At 68.3% G+C, this 18,086-nt stretch carries 16 protein-coding genes and 1 pseudogene; 8 read left to right on the top strand and 9 right to left on the bottom strand.

Annotated features, from left to right (window positions below; translation table 11 throughout):
- The first annotated feature begins 26 nt into the window (after nt 1-26).
- From NYO99_RS20420 to NYO99_RS20405, 4 genes are all read left to right on the top strand, one after another.
- Complete coding sequence (locus NYO99_RS20420) at nt 27-995, top strand: LysR family transcriptional regulator (protein WP_268169143.1); 969 nt, start codon at nt 27-29, stop codon at nt 993-995.
- Nucleotides 992-1,912 carry a tRNA glutamyl-Q(34) synthetase GluQRS gene (gluQRS, locus tag NYO99_RS20415; RefSeq protein ID WP_268169142.1) on the top strand — a complete coding sequence of 307 codons (921 nt, stop codon included), beginning with the start codon at nt 992-994 and terminating at the stop codon, nt 1,910-1,912. The genes NYO99_RS20420 and gluQRS overlap by 4 nt, the downstream gene beginning before the upstream one ends.
- A gap of 773 nt (nt 1,913-2,685) precedes the next feature.
- Nucleotides 2,686-3,702 carry an IS110 family RNA-guided transposase gene (locus tag NYO99_RS20410; RefSeq protein WP_268169141.1) on the top strand — a complete coding sequence of 339 codons (1,017 nt, stop codon included), beginning with the start codon at nt 2,686-2,688 and terminating at the stop codon, nt 3,700-3,702.
- A gap of 1,003 nt (nt 3,703-4,705) precedes the next feature.
- Nucleotides 4,706-5,722: an IS110 family RNA-guided transposase gene (locus NYO99_RS20405; RefSeq protein ID WP_268169140.1), complete on the top strand. Its 1,017-nt coding sequence runs from the start codon at nt 4,706-4,708 to the stop codon at nt 5,720-5,722.
- A 500-nt stretch (nt 5,723-6,222) separates the two neighbouring features.
- Here NYO99_RS20405 and NYO99_RS20400 read toward each other — a convergent pair whose 3' ends face one another.
- Nucleotides 6,223-6,714 carry a hypothetical protein gene (locus tag NYO99_RS20400; RefSeq protein WP_268169139.1) on the bottom strand — a complete coding sequence of 164 codons (492 nt, stop codon included), beginning with the start codon at nt 6,712-6,714 and terminating at the stop codon, nt 6,223-6,225.
- Nucleotides 6,715-7,432: 718 nt separating this feature from the next.
- On the opposite strand from NYO99_RS20400, the pseudogene NYO99_RS20395 reads away from it, so the two are divergent.
- The 3 genes and pseudogenes from NYO99_RS20395 to NYO99_RS20385 form a co-directional block, all read left to right on the top strand.
- Nucleotides 7,433-7,777, top strand: a pseudogene (locus NYO99_RS20395) (FKBP-type peptidyl-prolyl cis-trans isomerase); the annotation flags it as partial.
- 24 nt (nt 7,778-7,801) lie between these two features.
- Nucleotides 7,802-8,155 carry an FKBP-type peptidyl-prolyl cis-trans isomerase gene (locus NYO99_RS20390; protein WP_268169217.1) on the top strand — a complete coding sequence of 118 codons (354 nt, stop codon included), beginning with the start codon at nt 7,802-7,804 and terminating at the stop codon, nt 8,153-8,155.
- 91 nt (nt 8,156-8,246) lie between these two features.
- Nucleotides 8,247-8,663 (top strand): PilZ domain-containing protein, encoded by a 417-nt coding sequence (locus NYO99_RS20385; protein ID WP_268169138.1) that lies wholly within the window; start codon nt 8,247-8,249, stop codon nt 8,661-8,663.
- 39 nt (nt 8,664-8,702) lie between these two features.
- Here the strand turns inward: NYO99_RS20385 and map are convergent, their stop codons facing one another.
- The 3 genes from map to NYO99_RS20370 are packed head-to-tail and all read right to left on the bottom strand — an operon-like array spanning nt 8,703 to nt 10,882.
- Nucleotides 8,703-9,494 (bottom strand): type I methionyl aminopeptidase, encoded by a 792-nt coding sequence (gene map / locus NYO99_RS20380; protein WP_268169137.1) that lies wholly within the window; start codon nt 9,492-9,494, stop codon nt 8,703-8,705.
- The gene (locus NYO99_RS20375; protein ID WP_268169136.1) at nt 9,491-9,751 is read right to left on the bottom strand and encodes a ParD-like family protein; all 261 of its coding nucleotides are present in this window, start codon (nt 9,749-9,751) and stop codon (nt 9,491-9,493) included. Before NYO99_RS20375 ends, map begins: the two co-directional genes overlap by 4 nt.
- Nucleotides 9,752-9,802: 51 nt before the next feature.
- Nucleotides 9,803-10,882 carry a tartrate dehydrogenase gene (locus tag NYO99_RS20370; protein WP_268169135.1) on the bottom strand — a complete coding sequence of 360 codons (1,080 nt, stop codon included), beginning with the start codon at nt 10,880-10,882 and terminating at the stop codon, nt 9,803-9,805.
- Nucleotides 10,883-10,973: 91 nt separating this feature from the next.
- Between NYO99_RS20370 and NYO99_RS20365 the strand changes: the two genes are divergently transcribed.
- On the top strand, nt 10,974-11,888 hold the full coding sequence (locus NYO99_RS20365) for a LysR family transcriptional regulator (RefSeq protein WP_268169134.1): 915 nt from the start codon (nt 10,974-10,976) through the stop codon (nt 11,886-11,888).
- Here NYO99_RS20365 and NYO99_RS20360 read toward each other — a convergent pair.
- The 5 genes from NYO99_RS20360 to NYO99_RS20340 all read right to left on the bottom strand — a co-directional run bounded on the left by NYO99_RS20360 (nt 11,863) and on the right by NYO99_RS20340 (nt 17,879).
- Entirely contained in the window at nt 11,863-12,315 is a 453-nt protein-coding gene (locus NYO99_RS20360; RefSeq protein ID WP_268169133.1) for an acyl-CoA thioesterase, read from the bottom strand. The genes NYO99_RS20365 and NYO99_RS20360 overlap by 26 nt on opposite strands.
- Entirely contained in the window at nt 12,308-15,124 is a 2,817-nt protein-coding gene (locus NYO99_RS20355; protein ID WP_268169132.1) for an ATP-binding protein, read from the bottom strand. The genes NYO99_RS20360 and NYO99_RS20355 overlap by 8 nt, the downstream gene beginning before the upstream one ends.
- A complete protein-coding gene (locus tag NYO99_RS20350; protein ID WP_268169131.1) occupies nt 15,124-15,807 on the bottom strand; it encodes a hypothetical protein in 684 nt (227 codons plus the stop codon). Before NYO99_RS20350 ends, NYO99_RS20355 begins: the two co-directional genes overlap by 1 nt.
- Entirely contained in the window at nt 15,804-17,117 is a 1,314-nt protein-coding gene (locus NYO99_RS20345; protein ID WP_268169130.1) for a hypothetical protein, read from the bottom strand. The genes NYO99_RS20350 and NYO99_RS20345 overlap by 4 nt, the downstream gene beginning before the upstream one ends.
- Before the next feature lie 144 nt (nt 17,118-17,261).
- Complete coding sequence (locus NYO99_RS20340) at nt 17,262-17,879, bottom strand: PEP-CTERM sorting domain-containing protein (RefSeq protein ID WP_268169129.1); 618 nt, start codon at nt 17,877-17,879, stop codon at nt 17,262-17,264.
- Nucleotides 17,880-18,086: the final 207 nt, after the last annotated feature.

Here is an 18,086-nt window from a genome sequence, read left to right as displayed (position 1 = left end):
GGACACCGTTCAAATAGACTGAACGCATGCCCCATGCCCAAGACAAGCGCCGTGCCCTGACCCCCGAGGCCCTGTCCATGATGGACACCATTGCCCGCACCGGCAGCTTTGCCGCCGCCGCGCGCGAGATGGGCCGCGTGCCGTCGGCGCTGACCTACTCCGTGCGCCAGCTGGAGGACGCGCTGGACGTGCTGCTGTTCGACCGCAGCTCCCGCCAGGCCGTGCTGACCTCCGCCGGCCAGGAGCTGCTGATGGAAGGCCGGCGCCTGCTGCAGGAGTTGGACGCCGTGGCCAACCGCGTGCGCCGTATCGCCACCGGCTGGGAGAGCGAGCTCACGCTGGTGATGGACGACGCCGTCGCCCGCCGCGCGGTGTTCGACCTGATGGAGGCCTTCTACGCCGAGCGCTGCGAGGACGGCACACCGCCGCCGACGCGGCTGAAGCTGCGCGTGGAGGTGCTGGCCGGCACCTGGGAGGCGCTGCTGCACGGCCAGGCCGACCTCGCACTGGGCGTGCCCGCGCAGGCCGCCAGCAGCAACATCCACTGCGAGCCGGCCGGCGAGCTGGAGTTCGCGTTCTGCATCGCGCCGCACCACCCGCTGGCCGCGCTGCCCGAGCCGCTGACGGCCGCGCAAATCGCCGAACACCGCATCGTGGCCGTGGCCGACAGCGCCCGCACGCTGGCGCCCATCACCGTGGGCCTGCTGCCCGGGCAGGACGTGCTGACCATGCCCTCCATGGCCACCAAGCTCGAAGCCCTGCTGCGCGGCCTGGGCTGCGGCTCACTGCCCGTCAGCATGGTGCGCCGCCACCTGGACGCCGGCCGCCTGGTGCGCAAGGCCACCTACGAGGGCCGGCGCTCCGGCGTCATGCACTACGCCTGGCGCGACACCGGCCAGGCGCCCGGCAAGGCCCTGGCCTGGTGGCTGGACAAGCTGCGCAGCGAGGCCACGCGCCGCGCCCTGCTGGAGCAGCACGAAGGCCTGGTGCTGTGACCGGAAGCGCCCGCTACCGAGGCCGTTTTGCGCCCTCGCCCACCGGCCCGCTGCACGACGGCTCGCTGGTGGCAGCGCTGGCCAGCTGGCTGGACGCCCGCGCCCACGGCGGCCAGTGGCTGGTGCGCATCGAGGACGTGGACGGCCCGCGCTGCCCGCCGGGCACGGGCGAGCTCATCCTGGGCCAGCTTGCTGCGCTGGGCCTGCACCCGGACGAAACGCCCGTGTGGCAATCGCAACGCGGGGACCGCTACCAGGCCGCGCTGGACCGCCTGATCGCCGCCGGCCACGCCTACGGCTGCGCCTGCACGCGTGCCGAGATCGCCGCCGCCTACGAACGCAGCCTTGGCCCGCGCCCCAAGCACGGCGAGCTGGTCTACCCCGGCACCTGCCGCGCGGGCACCGGCGCTCGCCCGCCGCGCGCCTGGCGCTACCGCGTGCAAGGCTGCATCGCGTGGCAGGACCGCCGGCTCGGCGCGCAGTCGCAGGACCTCGACGCCGACGTCGGCGACTTCGTGCTGAAGCGCGCCGACGGCCTGTGGGCCTACCAGCTCGCGGTCGTCGTGGACGACGCCGAGCAGGGCATCACCGACGTCGTGCGCGGCGAAGACCTGGCCGACAACACGCCGCGGCAGATCGCGCTGCAGCGCGCGCTGGGCGTGGCCACACCGCGCTACCTGCACACGCCGCTGGTGCTGGCGGCGGACGGGCACAAGCTGTCCAAGCAGAACGGTGCGGCGGCCCTCGATCTCGCCGCCCCGCTCGCGCGGCTGCGCGAGGCTGCGGTGCGGCTGGGGCTCACGCTCACCGAGAGCGCCGCAACGCCTGCGGAGCTGCTGGCCGCTGCGGCTGAGCAATGGCGGCAGGCCAACCGTCTGTCTTGTGACACGGCGCCACGTGGAGATGCGGTGGGGTGAACCCGCTGCGCGGGATACCGTCCGACGGGAAAGGCCGCGGCCACAACGAATCGTTGGGCGGCGGATGACGGCCAGGAGCGGTAATTCGCTACGGCACGGTCAGAGACTGGTCAAAGCCGGGATGCAGCTGCCCAACTTTTGAGCTAAGGCGACCCCGGCGGTGTGGCGCCTGGGCCGCGAAGGGCAAGATAGTAAGCCGACCGCAGCGGCCCAGGTGCCATGCCGTTGGGGGTCGCCTTGAGCGAAGGGTTAGGCCGCATTCGGTTGCAGCCAGTCGTCGGGTTGTCGCTCATGCCCATGAGGGAACGCGCGTGCGCCAGACGCTAGGCACAGGACAACACCGTCTTCATCTCCGTCGAGTACGCGTGCGCCATGGGAGCTGAGAGGAGTGACGAATGCCAAGCCCTCGGGCAAGGACAGTACGCTGGTGCCAAGAGCGCGACTGAACTGGAAGGACCGCCTGGTCACTGCAACGAGCTTGTTGCCGGTTGCTGCCTCCTGTGTGAGCAGCGCGCGAACTGCACTTGACGCGGAGCTGATGTATTCCAGTTCCCAAGGCTCCACGTAGTGACCTGCGGCGAAATGGGGATCGTCTGGAGTAGACCAGTAGCTCACGCGGCGACGAAGGTTCGAGATGGCAAGACGGAGGGCTATGCGGCCTAACGAATGAAAGGGACTTCCCCGTCCCGAACTAGCCGCGTTGCGGCAAACGGCAACCAGGTGCCACGATGGGAAGTGCGATCTCTCATCAACTCATCCGGAAGGGGAAGTCCATGACGATTCTGACCGTGGGTATCGACCTCGCCAAGAACGTTTTTGCGGTTCATGGCATCAACGAGGCCGGCAAGGCCGAACTGATCCGCCCGGCGGTGCCGCGCGACAAGCTCCACGAGCTCATCGCCAGCCTGCCGCCGTGTGTCATCGGCATGGAGGCCTGCTCCGGCGCCCACCACTGGGCGCGGCTGTTCCAGGCCTCGGGCCACACCGTGCGGCTGATCGCACCGAAGTTCGTCACGCCTTACCGCATGACGGGCAAGCGCGGCAAGAACGACGCCGCCGACGCCGCAGCGATCTGCGAGGCCATCCAGCGGCCCCACATGCGCTTCGTGCCGCTCAAGACCCTCGAACAGCAGTCGCGCCTGATGGTGCACCGCGCCCGCCAGGGGTTTGTCGAGCAGCGCACCGCCACGATCAACCGCATCCGCGGCTTGCTCAGCGAGTTCGGCATCGTGCTGCCGCTCAAGGCCGCCACCGTGCGCCGCCGCGCCTGCGAGTGCCTGGAAGACCTGCCGGGCCACGCCAACACCGTCATCGGCGACCTGCTCAGCGAGGTCACCCACCTGGACGAGCGCATTGCGCAGTACGACACCCACATCCAGGCCATGGCCAAGGACGACGAGCGGGCCAAGCAGCTGATGCAGCTCGGCGGCGTGGGGCCCACCACGGCCACCTGCCTGCTGGCCATGATCGGCAACGGGCACGACTTCGATTGCGGCCGCCAGTTCGCCGCCTGGCTGGGCCTGACGCCGGGCCAGTACAGCTCGGGTGGCAAAACCCGGCTCGGGCGCATCACCAAGGCCGGCGACGCCTACCTGCGCAGCCTGCTTGTACTGGGCGCCAAGGCGCTGCTGGCCGCCGCCAAGAACAAGGCCGACCCCGTCAGCCGCTGGGCCCTCGCCTTGGCTGAGCGGCGCGGCTACTGGCGGGCCGTGGTGGCCATCGCAGCCAAGAACGCACGCATGGCCTGGGCGGTCCTGCGGCGCGGCGATGAGTTCGTGCTGCCTGCTTGACCCAATCCGACCCGACTCGCCACACACCGAAGCCAGAGAAACACAGAACCACCGCCGTGTGACGGCAAGCGTTGATGACAACAGGTTTGGACCTGCGCGGGGCGTGACCGATGAATTCAAGGGCGGCGCAAGCTTGCCGGCTAACGAATGGGTCCCCCGCGTGCGTCCTTCATCAGGGTCCGTGGCATCGAACGCCACATCGATGACCGTTTGTAGTTTGGCCAGTCCGCACCTTGTTGTTCTTCTCGTCAGCGCACGCTGACGCCACGGTGGCAGGTCTAGAAGGGAATGCAGATGAAGAGATGGCCCGCACGGCGGGCCATCAGGGATTCGTTTGGCTTGACGGACGGGGAAGCCCTTGTAGTTGAAATTCAGCGTGCGCCGAAGGCGTCCGCTGCAATGCCAGGTTAGGTTTCTGTGCCTCAATAGCACTGAGTTTCCACGCTTGCATGAATTTTCTCAAAATGACAACCCACTGAGCCGCGTCAAGAGTAGCAACAATAGGCCTGCGGAAAGGAAATAAATCCATGATTTGAATAGGGCGGGTCGGGAGAATTTGCCCTGCGAACCCAACACTGCAAAATAAACACTACTTCCCAGAAATAGATAAACAATGGGATTTGTGACCAGGAATGAAGGACGGGCGAGGAATCCATCTTTGGTCGAGAAATTCCGGGCATACCAAATTAGCCAGGCTGACAGATGTATTACCGCTGCCAAAGCGTAGATTTGAAAGGAAGCACTCCATATCTTCAGGGAGGACAGACTTTCTTCCCGTTTCCTGAGTGCAGCAAAGATTAGCGCGGACAAGAGCACCATCGGGAGTTGCTGCACCAATGGCGCCAACAAAATCGCGATGAGGGCCGGTATTGACGATCCCATGGCAAACCTAACGAATGAAAGGGACTTCCCCGTCCCGAACTAGCCACGTTGCGGCAAACGGCAACCAGGTGCCACGATGGGAAGTGCGATCTCTCATCAACTCATCCGGAAGGGGAAGTCCATGACGATTCTGACCGTGGGTATCGACCTCGCCAAGAACGTTTTTGCGGTTCATGGCGTCAACGACGCCGGCAAGGCCGAACTGATCCGCCCGGCAGTGCCGCGCGACAAGCTCCACGAGCTCATCGCCAGCCTGCCACCGTGTGTCATCGGCATGGAGGCCTGCTCCGGCGCCCACCACTGGGCGCGGCTGTTCCAGGCCTCGGGCCACACCGTGCGGCTGATCGCACCGAAGTTCGTCACGCCTTACCGCATGACGGGCAAGCGCGGCAAGAACGACGCCGCCGACGCTGCAGCGATCTGCGAGGCCATCCAGCGGCCCCACATGCGCTTCGTGCCGCTCAAGAACCTCGAACAGCAGTCGCGCCTGATGGTGCACCGCGCCCGCCAGGGGTTTGTCGAGCAGCGCACCGCCACGATCAACCGCATCCGCGGCTTGCTCAGCGAGTTCGGCATCGTGCTGCCGCTCAAGGCCGCCACCGTGCGCCGCCGTGCCTGCGAGTGCCTGGAAGACCTGCCGGGCCACGCCAACACCGTCATCGGCGACCTGCTCAGCGAAGTCACCCACCTGGACGAGCGCATTGCGCAGTACGACACCCACATCCAGGCCATGGCCAAGGACGACGAGCGGGCCAAGCAGCTGATGCAGCTCGGCGGCGTGGGGCCCACCACGGCCACCTGCCTGCTGGCCATGATCGGCAACGGGCACGACTTCGATTGCGGCCGCCAGTTCGCCGCCTGGCTGGGCCTGACGCCGGGCCAGTACAGCTCGGGTGGCAAAACCCGGCTCGGGCGCATCACCAAGGCCGGCGACGCCTACCTGCGCAGCCTGCTTGTACTGGGCGCCAAGGCGCTGCTGGCCGCCGCCAAGAACAAGGCCGACCCCGTCAGCCGCTGGGCCCTCGCCTTGGCTGAGCGGCGCGGCTACTGGCGGGCCGTGGTGGCCATCGCAGCCAAGAACGCACGCATGGCCTGGGCGGTCCTGCGGCGCGGCGATGAGTTCGTGCTGCCTGCTTGACCCAATCCGACCCGACTCACCACACACCGAAGCCAGAGAAACACAGAACCACCGCCGTGTGACGGCAAGCGTTGATGACAACAGGTTTGGACCTGCGCGGGGCGTGACCGATGAATTCAAGGGCGGCGCAAGCTTGCCGGCTAACGAATGGGTCCCCCGCGTGCGTCCTTCATCAGGGTCCGTGGCATCGAACGCCACATCGATGACCGTTTGTAGTTTGGCCAGTCCGCACCTTGTTGTTCTTCTCGCCAGCGCACGCTGACGCCACGGTGGCAGGTCTAGAAGGGAATGCAGATGAAGAAATGGCCCGCAAAACGGGCCATCAGGGATTCGTTTGGCTTGACGGACGGGGAAGCCCTTGTAGTTTGAGCTGAGGGGCCGACGCCGGCAAGGCGCTTGGCCCGCGAGGCGGATGATGAACTACACCGGCTCGCGGGCCAAGCGCCTTGCCGGTGGCGGTCCCCTCGAGCGAGGGGTTAGGCCTCGCTCGCGCTCGCCTGCTACCCCGTGTAGCACTCATAGACTACGCGGAAGACTCTGCCATTGCGAGCTTCGACATACAGGGAGTCCGATTCGCCGGCAAAGCGCCACGTGCCATTTGGCTCTGGCTTGACTGCACCAAGCCGGGACAGAAGTTCATTCGCTTGAGCGCCAACGCGCACAGGGCTTACCGACCAACCCGGCGATTCGATGTAGACGGCGGCGAGGTTGTAGCGTTCTGAGTCGTTGGTGAATGTGATGACTTGAACGTGCAGGCCGTTGAACCGGAGCAACTTTTCAATGGCCTTGTATCCGTCCCATTCCTCGACGTGGATGGTCTGCTCATCGCTCAGCTTTCCGAGCTTGCGTAGCTGAGAGAGCTTGCCGGGAAGACGTACGCTCTCCTTCATCCCCGTGCAGTGAAAGCCGGGAAGGTTGACCGAGACTGGTTCGGCGGCCGCAGTGACAGTGAGGGCGGCCACGGCCAGTGCGACACAAAGGCGGCGGAGCATGAAGAGGGTTGGTTGCGAGGCCTAACGTGAAAGGTGAGCGGCGCCACGCAGTGGCGTCCGTTCTAGCGACAGGTTCTCTGGAGCTTCTGCGGGGCACGCTCGAACGGGGTTTTGCGCACCGCTCTGTGCACAAAACAGCCTACGCAAGGCTGATACGTTCACGCTGCGTTGCTGGCTCGTCCGCACCAAGCTCGCTTGGGCGTGCGCGCCTGCTACGCAGCGCAAGTTAGCAGTTATTCGATTCTGTATAAACATACAGTCTTTCGATTATCCTGTTAGGTTGGCTGCAGCAGATGATCAAGGGAACGTGTTTTCGGGAGACAGCCACTGCTACTTAAGCCGGAACGGTGCGCCACAACACACCCCTGGTTGAATGCTGCAAGCACTTGATTCATCAGCAGTTTCCAAAAATATTGACGGGCGAAACGGTCATTAAATTTCCGACAAAAGCGGCGCGTTGTAACAAGTTCTCTTCGCCCGAAGAACGGCGTCAGTCGTGCGCAAATGATGCCAGCCCCCCGTTCGCACGCACTCGGTGAAAACTGCCGTGCGCCTGCCCAGGCATCTGGCGCCATCGCGGGTGGCTACGCCACGGCTGTCGTTGGGTACGCGATGCCGGGCGACCGCAAGGGGCCCCCCCCCGCCGACCAACGCCCCTCCGCGACCGCGCCACCCAGCGACAATCCGCCCTCCCCATTTCCATTGCAAGGATTCCCCCATGAACACCACCCCCAGCGGCCTGCAGTTCGAAGACACCGTCGTGGGTGACGGCAAGACGGCGGCGGCCGGCCAGGACGTCACCGTGCACTACACCGGCTGGCTGTGGGTGAACGGCGCCAAGACCACCAAGTTCGACTCCAGCAAGGACCGCAACGACCCCTTCGAGTTCGAGCTGGGCGCCGGCATGGTCATTCGCGGCTGGGACGAAGGCGTGCAGGGCATGAAGATCGGCGGCAAGCGCACGCTCATCATCCCGGCCGAACTGGGCTATGGCGCGCGCGGCGCGGGCGGCGTGATCCCGCCGAACGCGACGCTGTGCTTCGACGTGGAGCTGCTGGGCGTGGCCGGCGGCCCCGAGGCCATCGAGCTGACGCTGCAGACCACCGCCAGCGGCCTGCAGTTTGAGGACCGCGTCGTTGGCGAAGGCGCCGTGGCGGCCAAGGGCCAGCGCGTGTCGGTTCACTACACCGGCTGGCTCTACAAGGACGGCCTGCGCGGCAAGAAGTTCGACTCCAGCAAGGACCGCGGCCAGGCCTTCAAGTTCCGCCTGGGTGGCGGCGAGGTCATCGCCGGCTGGGACGAGGGCGTGCAGGGCATGAAGGTGGGCGGCACGCGCATGCTGGTGCTGCCGCCCGAGCTGGGCTATGGCGCCTACGGTGCCGGCGGCGTGATCCCGCCGAACGCGACGCTGCTGTTCGAAGTGGACCTGCTGGCGGTTTGACCGTCGCTGGATTCAGCGACGAAAGGGGCTGACAAGTCCTTGTCATTCGGCAATGCTGTGATCCGGCCCGATGGAACTACCGGATCACACCATGTCGATTGACCAACGCCGCTCTCCCCGTGTCGAGTTCTTCCTCGTGCCCGAGGCGCACGAGCAATTGCCCGTCTGGGTGATCAAGCCGCAAAGCCTGGCCGATGCCCGCGGCGGCGTGGTCGTCAACCTCAGCGAGGACGGCCTGCAGATCCTGACCGCCGCCGAGCCCGCGCTGGACGCGCAGCATTACGAGCTGCGCCTGCTGCTGGGTGAGGACGAGGGCGTGCCGCTGTTCAGCGCCTCGGTGCGCCGCGTCTGGACGCGGCAGCTCAGCAAGATCGTGCAGCTGTGCGGTTTCGAGTTCGAGACGGCGCACTCGCAGGCCGAGGAGTTCCTGCGCACGCAAACGGCGCAGATCACCGCGCGCAAGTGGGTGCGCTGCGTGCTCGTGGAGCGCATGACGGCCCTGGCCTGACCCCGGGCCCGGGCCGCCCCCCTCCAGGCGCCGCGGCGATCAGTCGATCGCCGGGTAGTCGCCCAGGCCGTCCGGCCATGGCGTGAGGATCTCGAAGCCGTCCTTGGTGACGGCCACCATGTGCTCCCACTGCGCCGACAGCGACTTGTCGCGCGTCACCACGGTCCAGCCGTCATTGAGCTCGCGGATGGCGGCGCCGCCCGCGTTGATCATGGGCTCGATCGTGAAGATCATGCCCTCCTGCAGCTTCAGGCCTTCGCCCGGGCGGCCGAAGTGGTTGACGTGCGGCTCGTCGTGATAGACGTCGCCAATGCCGTGGCCGCCGTACTCGCGCACGACGCTGAAGCCGGCCGAATGGGCCACCTTCTGGATGGCATGGCCCACATCGCCCAGCGTGGCGCCGGGGCGCACCTGGCGGATGCCGGCGCGCAGCGCCTCGTAGGTGGTCATCACCAGCCGGCGCGCCAGCACGCTGGCCTCGCCGACGATGAACATGCGGCTGCTGTCGCCGAACCAGCCGTCCTTGGTCAGCGTGACGTCGACGTTGACGATGTCGCCCTTCTTGAGCGTCTTGTCCTTGCTCGGGATGCCGTGGCAGACCACGTGGTTGGGCGAGATGCAGGCCGTCTTGGGGAAGCCGTGGTAGCCCACGTTGGACGGGATGCACTTGAGCGTGTTCACGATGTAGTCGTGGCAGATCGCGTCCAGCTCCTCGGTCGTGACGCCGGGCACCACATGGGGCTTGAGCATGGCCAGCACCTCGGCGATGAGGTGACCGGCCGCGCGGGCCTTGGCGATTTCCTCGGGCGTGCGCAGCTTGAGGCTCTTCATGCGCGCGCTCCCTTGGCCTGGGCTTTGGCGGCAGCGGGCTGCATCCAGCCGGCGACGCGGGCCAGATCCAGCCCGCCTTCCTGCTCGGCGCGAATCAGCAGCTGGCACAGCTCGCTGTGGTTGAGCTGCGGGTGCAGTTCGGCCAGCAGGCCGATGCGCATCCAGTGCTCGGCCTGGGCATTGATGGAGCGCGACAGGGCCTGGCTGGCCACGCGCAGGCTCTCGTGCAACGGATCGGAGATTTTGACGATTCCCATGCCGGCACTATATACGATTCGTATACAAACCGTATATCAGCAGCCGCAAGCTCAGCCAGCGATGTGTGCCGCCACGGCCTCGCCCAGCGCGCGGGTGCTGGCGCTGCCACCCATGTCGGGCGTGCGCGGGCCGTGCTGCAGCACGGCCTCGATGGCGGCCATGACGGCGGCGCGGGCGGCCTCGAAGCGGGCGTCGCCCTGCCCCAGGAAGTCCAGCATCAGCGCGCCGGACCAGATCATCGCCACCGGGTTGGCAATGCCGCGGCCGGCGATGTCCGGCGCCGAGCCGTGCACCGGCTCGAACAGCGACGGGAAACGCCGCTCCGGGTTCAGGTTGGCCGACGGCGCGATGCCGATGGTGCCGGTGCAGGCCGGGCCCAGGTCGGACAGGATGTCGCCGAACAGGTTGGACGCCACCACCACGTCGAAGCGCTCGGGCGTCAGCACGAAGCGGGCGGTCAGGATGTCGATGTGGGACTTGTCCCAGCGCACGGCCGGGTAGTCCTTGGCCATGGCCTCGACGCGCTCGTCCCAGTAGGGCATTGAGATCGCGATGCCGTTGGACTTGGTGGCCGAGGTCAGGTGCTTCTTGGGCCGTGACTGCGCCAGCTCGAACGCGTACTTCAGGATGCGGTCGGTGCCGTGGCGCGTGAACACGGCCTCCTGCAGCACAGTCTCGCGCTCGGTGCCCTCGAACATGCGGCCGCCCACCGACGAGTACTCGCCCTCGGTGTTCTCGCGGATGACGAGGAAGTCGATGTCGCCGACCTGCTTGCCGGCCAGCGGGCACGGCACGCCGGGCATCAAACGCACGGGGCGCACGTTGGCGTACTGGTCGAAGCGGCGGCGGAACTGCAGCAGCGAGCCCCACAGCGAGATGTGGTCGGGCACCTTGTCGGGCCAGCCCACGGCGCCGAAGTAGATGGCGTCGAAGCCGCACAGCTGCTCGAACCAGTCGGCCGGCATCATCTGGCCATGCTGCAGGTAGTAGTCGCAGTGGGCCCAGTCGAAATGCGTGAACTGCAGGTCCAGCCCGAAGCGGCGCGCGGCGGCGTCCAGCACGCGCAGGCCTTCGGGCATCACTTCCTGGCCGATGCCGTCTCCGGCGATGACGGCGATGCGATGGGTCATGGAGTGCCTCCGGCGTTGAAGATGGCCGCCAGCTTATCGACAACGCGCACAGCCACAATCACCGGCTCCGTTGATTCAGCGACCACGAAGCGTGAACACCCAAGCCCTCCCCCAGCTCGACGACCTGCGCCTGTTTTGCGGCGTGGCGCGGCATGGCAGCTTTGCGACGGCGGCGCGCACGCTGGGCGTGTCCAAGGCGCTGGTCAGCAAGCGCATCGCGCTGCTGGAGGCGGCGCTGCAGGTGCGGCTGTTCCACCGCACGACGCGCAGCATCACGCTGACGCCGCAGGGCGAGCTGGTGCTGCCCTGGGCGCGCCGCATCAGCGAGGACGTGGACCTGCTGGGCGAGGCGCTGTCGCAGGAGCGCGCGGCGCCGGCCGGCCTGCTGCGGCTGTGCAGCAGCACGGGCTTTGGCAGCCGCCACCTGGCCCCGGCGCTGTCGGCGCTGGCCACGCAGCACCCGCAGCTGCAGATCGAGCTGGCGCTGCTGGACCGGCCGGTGGACCTGATCGAGGAAGGCTTCCAGCTCGACCTGCGCCTGGGCCAGGTGCACGAGGGCCATGTCACCGCGCGGCGCGTGGCCCGCAACCGCCGCGTGCTGTGCGCCTCGCCGGCCTACCTGGCGCGCCACGGCCACCCGCAGACGCTGGCCGAGCTGGCCACGCACCGCTGCATCCCCATCCGCGAGCGCGACCAGGACTTCGCCCGCTGGGACCTCGTCGGCCCCGACGGCGCGGCGTCGGTGCGCGTGTCCGGCCCGCTGTCGGCCAACCAGGGCGGCGTCGTGCGGCAATGGGCGCTGGACGGCCACGGCATCATCCTGCGCTCCACCTGGGACGTGCAGGACGACCTGGCCGCCGGTCGGTTGCTGCCCGTGCTGCCGGCCTACCACCAGCCCGCCGACGTGTGGGCCGTGTGCCCGTCGCGGCTGTCGGCGTCGGCGCGGGTGCGCGTCTGCGTGGAGTTCCTGGCCGACTGGTTCAGCCGGGCAGGCCTGGGCGACTGACGACGGCCGCGTCGTAGATCTGCAGGAACTCCGCCGGCATGCGCTTCGGCTGGCCGCTGCTGATCGCGATGCACACCAGCTGCCAGCGCCCGCGCACCAGCGTCGCGCCATCGCTCGCGCGCCGCAGCTGGAAGCGCCGCTCCATCGTCAGGCGGCCGTCGCTGGCGGTCAGCCAGGTGCCGAGCACCAACGCTTCGCCTTCGAACGAGGGCAGCAGGTAGTCGTAATGCCCCTCGCGGATGGCCATCGCGCGGTCCAGGCGCCGGTAGTCGTCCAGCGTGAGGCCCAGCGCCTCGGAGTGCGCCCAGCCCGCCTGCTCGCACCACTGCACGTAGACGGCGTTGTTGGTGTGGCCCAGGCCGTCGATGTGTTCGGCGGCGGGCGACAGCGCCAGCGTGAACGGCGCGGGCCAGTCCCACTCAGTCATAGACCGAGACTTCGGGCCGGCGCGCCAGCACGGCAATCGGCGGCGCCCAGCGCTCGCCGCGCGGCTTCTTGCTGGTCACCAGCGTGATCTCGCTGGGCTCGAACACCTCGACGTTGTGCGTGATCGGCGTGGTCAGCAGGTACTGCGCACGCGTGCTGCGCAGGAAGTGGCCGACCAGCTGGATGTTGCGCACGTCCAGGTGGGCGAAGGGCTCGTCGATGAACACGAAGCCGCCGGGCGTCTCGTCGTCCTTCATCAGGCCGACCAGCAGGATCAGGCTCTTCAGCACCTGCTGGCCGCCCGAGGCCTCGCCGTCGTTCAGGCCCACCTCGCCCTTGCCGTCGAAGTTGAACTTCACGTGCAGGCCGGCCTGGGCCAGCACGGTGTCGTCATTGTCCAGGTGCGGCGGCACGGCCTCGGCGGTCACGCCGGCCAGCTCGCCCAGTTCGGCGACGTTCTTCTTGTAGCGGCGGATGGTGGCGCGCATCACGTCGATGTAGCGCTCGCGGGCGTTGAAGGCGGCGATGCGGGCCAGCTCGTTGCTGGCGCGGCGGTCGCTGAGCTGGGTGTCCTGCTCGTGCACCTGCGCGGCCATGCGGGCGTGGCGCTCGACGACGCTGGCATCCACCTCCCAATGGCCGGTCTGCAGCTCCTGGTCCACATGGTGGGCGCGGATCTCGGCCTGGCGGGCGTTCTCGAACTCGTCGCGCACGGCGGCCAGCGCCGCGGGCGTGACCCACGCGGGCGGGAACTGGGCCTTCTGCTTGCGCGACTCCTGCGAGGCCTTGCGCAGCGCCTCGCGACGCGCCTCATGCTCGCGCAGCCGGCCGGCGGCAGAGCCCTCGCCGTCCTTCAGCGCGATCTGCGCGCCCTCATAAGCCTGTTCGCTGCGGGTGGACTCGCGCACCACGCGTTCGTGCTCGCTGTCCAGCGCGCTCATGCGGGTGGAGGCCTCGGCGCGGGCCTGGCGCAGCACCGGCAGGCGCGTGCGCGCTTCGGCGAACTCATCGGCCCGCTCGGAGAGCTCCTGCGCGGCCTTGTGGCCCACGGCGGCGCGCTGCACGTCCTTGAACTGGCGCTCCACCTCGGCCTGGGCCTTGGCGATGCGGCTCAGCTCGCCGTCCCAGCGGGCCAGTTCAGCCTCCAGCGCGCCGCGGCGCGAGTCGACCGCCGACGCGCCGAACTGGTGGTCGCGCGGCTCGACGAACACGCTGCGGCCGCCGCGGCCATCGCGGTAGTAGGCGTCGGTGGTGATCCATTCGCCGCCGACCTTGGCGCCCTCCTCCGTGGACGTGACGCAGCGGATGCCGCCCAGCTGCCGCGCCAGCCATGCCGGCAGCGGCGCGCTGACGTTCAGCGCCGCCAGCAGCGTGCCGGCCGGTGCCTGCGTGACGGGCGCGGTGTCGGACACGACGTAGTGGCGGTAGCGCTGCTTGGCCGCGATGTCGAAGGCGCGGCCCTCGTCGCTGCGGTGCTTCAGCACCACCACCCAGCGCGACGGCCGCAGCAGGCCTTCGGCGGCGGCGCGCCAGGTCTCGTCGGCAATGTCGATGCTGTCGGCGACGAGGTAGTGCGCGATGCCGGCGTCGTCCAGCGCGCGCTTCATCGGCGCGACCTCGGGCGGCGGCGGCGGCAGGCGCTTGCCGCTGAGCTCGCCCAGCGCGGCCTGCGCCTTGGCGGCCTTGTCGCTGGCGCGGGTGTAGTCGGCGCGCAGGCGGTCGCGCTCGGTGGCCAGCTCCTGCAGCTTGACGGTCAGCGCGGCGGCGTCGGCCTCCACGTCGGCCAGCGCCTTCAGCTCGTCTTCGCGCTTGACCAGCGCCTCAGCAGGCCGCTCGGCCTCGCGGGCGGCATCGAACGCGGCACGGGCCTCGCGGCGTTCGCCGTCCAGCGCCTTCAGCCGGGCCTTGGCCGCCTCCTGCGCGGTGAACAGGCTGTGCAGCGCCGCGCGCTTCTCGCTGAGCGCCTTGATGTCGCCCGACGCGAACAGGCGCTGGCGGTGCAGCTCGCGCGCATCCCGCGCGATGCGCTCGCGGGCCTCGCTCCAGCGCAGCACCGGCAGCACCTCGGTGGCCAGGCGCTCGCGCTCGGCGATCTTTAGCTGGTACTGGCGGTGGCTGTTCACGCGGTTGGCCAGGTCGGACAGCTGCGCTTGCGTGTGCGCCAGCTCGGCGGCGGCCTGCTCCACCTCTTTGCCCAGGTGCTGCTGGTGGCTGCGGGCCTGCTCGTAGCGGTCCAGCACCTCCTGGTCGCCGAACACCTCGAACACCAGGCGCAGCAACTCCTTCGGGCTCAGCTCGCACAGCCGGTCGGTCTGGCCCTGCTCCAGCGCCAGCACGCGGCCGATGGCGCGCGTCAGGCCGGCGGCCTCCAGCCGCTTCTTCCAGGCCTCGATACCCAGCCAGTCGCGGTCGCCCTTCTCGGCCAGCTGCTCGATCTCGTGCACGCCATCGAGGATGACGTAGCGGCGCACCCAGTCGCCGCCGTGACGCTCGATGCGGCAGGCCAGCGTCACCTGGTCGGCGTACAGCAGCGACGACGCGAACGGCCGGCTGCTGTTCTGGCGGGTGCGCGGGCGGTTGTCCACCAGCGCGCGCAGCCAGGCCGTCTCGGCGTTGGCGTGGCGGGCGTAGGTCTTGTAGGTGCGGCCGCCCGAGCACTCCAGGCCGAGCAGCGTGCGCATCGCGTCCAGCAGCGTGGTCTTGCCCGAGCCGTTGGGGCCGGCGATGGTGATGATGGCGCCGTCCAGCGGCAGCGTGACGCGCTGGCAGTAGTCCCAGTGCAGCAGTTCAAGCGATTGCAGGTGGAACATCAGTCGTCAATGTCTTGTTGTTCGGCTTCGTCGGGGCGCGACACGGGATGGCCGGCGCGGGCCAGCACGTCGCCCAGGGCGCCGTCGAGGATGCGCGGCGCCAGCAGGTCGTAGTCGATCAGCAGGTCCAGCAGCGGGCCTTCGGCAATGTCCTCGCCGCGGCGCGTGATGAAGCCGTGGCGCTCCAGCAGCTTCAGGTTGGTGTCCATGCGCAGCTTCTTGCCGAGCTGATCGCCGAAGTCAGCCAGCAGGCTGCGGTAGCTGATCAGCGGCGCCACGCTGGCGGCCTGCGGCATGGGCTTGTCGGTGGCGAACATCTCGCCCTGGCCGGCGTGGATGGCGTCGCTGCGCGCCACTTGGCGCTGGCGCTTGGGCAGCACGATCAGGCTCCACAGGATCACCAGCAACGCCACGCCGTCGCGCGGGATGTCGAGGTTGTTGTTGGCGGCCAGGCCCGATTCGCCGAACACCGCGCTCTCTGCCGGGCGCATCAGCGCGACCGCAATGTGGTCGGCGTGTACGTTGTCCACCAACTGCAGGCCCACGCCGGCCAGGCGCGCGCCCAGCTGGTTCCACAGCTCGGTGTCGATCAGCGCGCGCTTCACGAGCGGATGGCTGCGCGGCAGCCAGCGGCGGGCCAGCAGTTGCGCGGCGAGTTGCTGGGAGTCGTCGAGTGGGCTCATGGGGAATTGGGTTCGGGGTTCAGGACGCCGCGGCTCATCCATTTGACGAATTCATCGTCGACTTCGCCTTGCTCGGCCGACCAGCGCACGCTCCACGGCTGGCGCGCCATGTCGCCGGTGGCGCCCTTCAGGTGGCGGGCCTGCGCATCGCCCAGCAGCGGCAGCAACTGGGCGCGGTAGGCAGCGCGGGCGTAGCTGCCGCCCAGCACGGCCGGTGCCAGGTCTTGCGGCTCGGTGGTGCCGGCCGCCGTCCAGGCGTTCAGCAGCGCCTGCATCTGGCCCATCTCAGGCGGCAGCTGCAGCACGGCCAGCTCGCCCGGCGGCGCGGTCTGGCCCTGGGGCAGCACCGCAGCATCCGCCGGCTTGGGCCGGTCGCGCTCGAACTCGGCCTCGGCCGTGTCCACAAGGTCGCGCTGCGCCACCAGCACTGGGTGCACGGGCCGCTCCCACGCGCCGTTCAGCAGCGCGGCCAGGTCGCCCTGGCTCTGCAGCCAGCGGCGCACGTCGGTGGTGGTGATGCCGGTAGAGCCCAGCGTCACCCGCTGGCGGTCGGCCTGCTGCAGCGCCCGGTTGAACTGGCTGGCCATCGCCAAGAGCCGCGCCTGCGCCAGGCCCAGCTCGCGGGCCAGGCGTTCCAGCCGCGCCTCGCCGGCCGATTCGGCCTGCGCAATGATGGCGCCCAGCGCCTCACCGGCACGATCCACCAGCGTCAGCGCCTTCTCGAAGCGGGTGCGCGCACGGCGCAGTGCGAACTCGCTGCCGCTGGCGATCGCGTCGGCAAATTCGTCGTAGAGACGCGAAAGCTGCGCCAGCAGGTGCTGCAGCTGTGCGGGTTGCAGCGTGCCCAGCTGGTGCGCGCCGGCCACACCGGCCAGCAGCGAAGCCAGGTCGCCGTCGGGCGACTGCTCCTGCGTCAGCGGCTGCAACAGGCCCACCACCTGCTGGGCCAGCGGCGTGACGGCATAGGTCTGCGCGGTCGCGTCCCAGGCCAGCAGCTCAGCCTCGCGCAGGCGCTTGAGCACGCTGTCCAGCACCTCGTCGCGCAGCACGTGGAAGGCCTGGTTCAGCGCCTCACGCGTCAGGCGCGATTCGCGCAGCGCCATCAGCTCCAGGAACACCCACAGCCGCAGGCGCGTCAGGCCCGCCGGGCCCTGGAAGAGCGCGCGCAACGCGGCCTGTAGGGCGTCCTGGCGTTCGAGCTGCCACCACAGCAGCGCTTCGTTCGGCGCCGCGCCGTCGCGGAAGTAGTCTTCCACGCGGTCGGGGCGCTGGGCGTCGTCGGAATCGGGTAGTGGAGGCGGATGGGACATGGGGCGCGGATTATCGGCGGGGCCCGCAGGCCCCACCCGAAGCTGCCAGCAAGCCGCACGACAAGGCATGCGCCACAAATGAGAACGCCGCCGCGGCAAGCCCGCAGGCGGCGTTGCAACACGAGCGCGCGGACGCGCTGCGGTTCAGCGCTGGCGGCGTCGCGCCGACACAAAACCGCTCAGCAATGCCATGGACACCAGGGCCAGAGCGCCGGGTTCGGGCAACTGGCCGGAACTCGCCTCAGCCACGGCTTCCAGGCGGGCCCAGTCGTCTCGGCCGATGGGGCGATTCAAGCCCGAAACCAGCTCGAGGCTCAGGTTGGCCGGGTTGAAGGCACCCGCGCCAGACAAGCGAATTTCGCCACCGACGGCCGTGCCAGCCAGGATCGAGCGTTCACTGCCTTGAGGGTTGATGAAGAAGATGTTGTCCGTCCAGGTCGCCAGGGCGTCTTGAACAGCGGTCGTGACGGCGGAGCCGCCGATCGTGATGGTGTTCAGCGTGACCGCCGGAGCGAAGGCGAACATCTCCGTGTGCACGCCGACGTTGCTGGACCACTTGTTCTTCACGGCAAGGTAGCCCTTGCTCTCTCCGATGGTGTCGGCGTCAAAGGTACCGCTGATCTGCAGCCAGAGTTCATCCGTGGTCAGGCTCTTGACCGTCAGCACCAGGCCCGCGTGGGCAGGCGCCTGTGCCACACCCGCCAGCGCCACGGCGGCCAGCGTCTTGCGCAGGAAGGACGGAATCCGAGATTGAACTGACACGGGAAGACCTCAGCGTTCGGAAATGAATATCCGTCTATAGCAAACTCAATGCCAACGATTCCAATCATTCAAGATCAACCACTTGCAACGACACCTCCGCCTGCGCACCCGGCACCTGTAAAGGAAGTCGACGGTCTGTGCGGGTTCCAACACCCCGACTTGAGGCCACTCAGCCAAGGTACGCGCGGTGACACTTCAACGGCTTTG

The organism is Roseateles hydrophilus (genome assembly GCF_026712245.1).
GTDB lineage: Bacteria > Pseudomonadota > Gammaproteobacteria > Burkholderiales > Burkholderiaceae_C > Pelomonas > Pelomonas hydrophilus.
The sequence above is the reverse complement of the archived record's forward strand: the minus strand, read 5'-3'. Positions and strand labels throughout refer to the sequence as shown.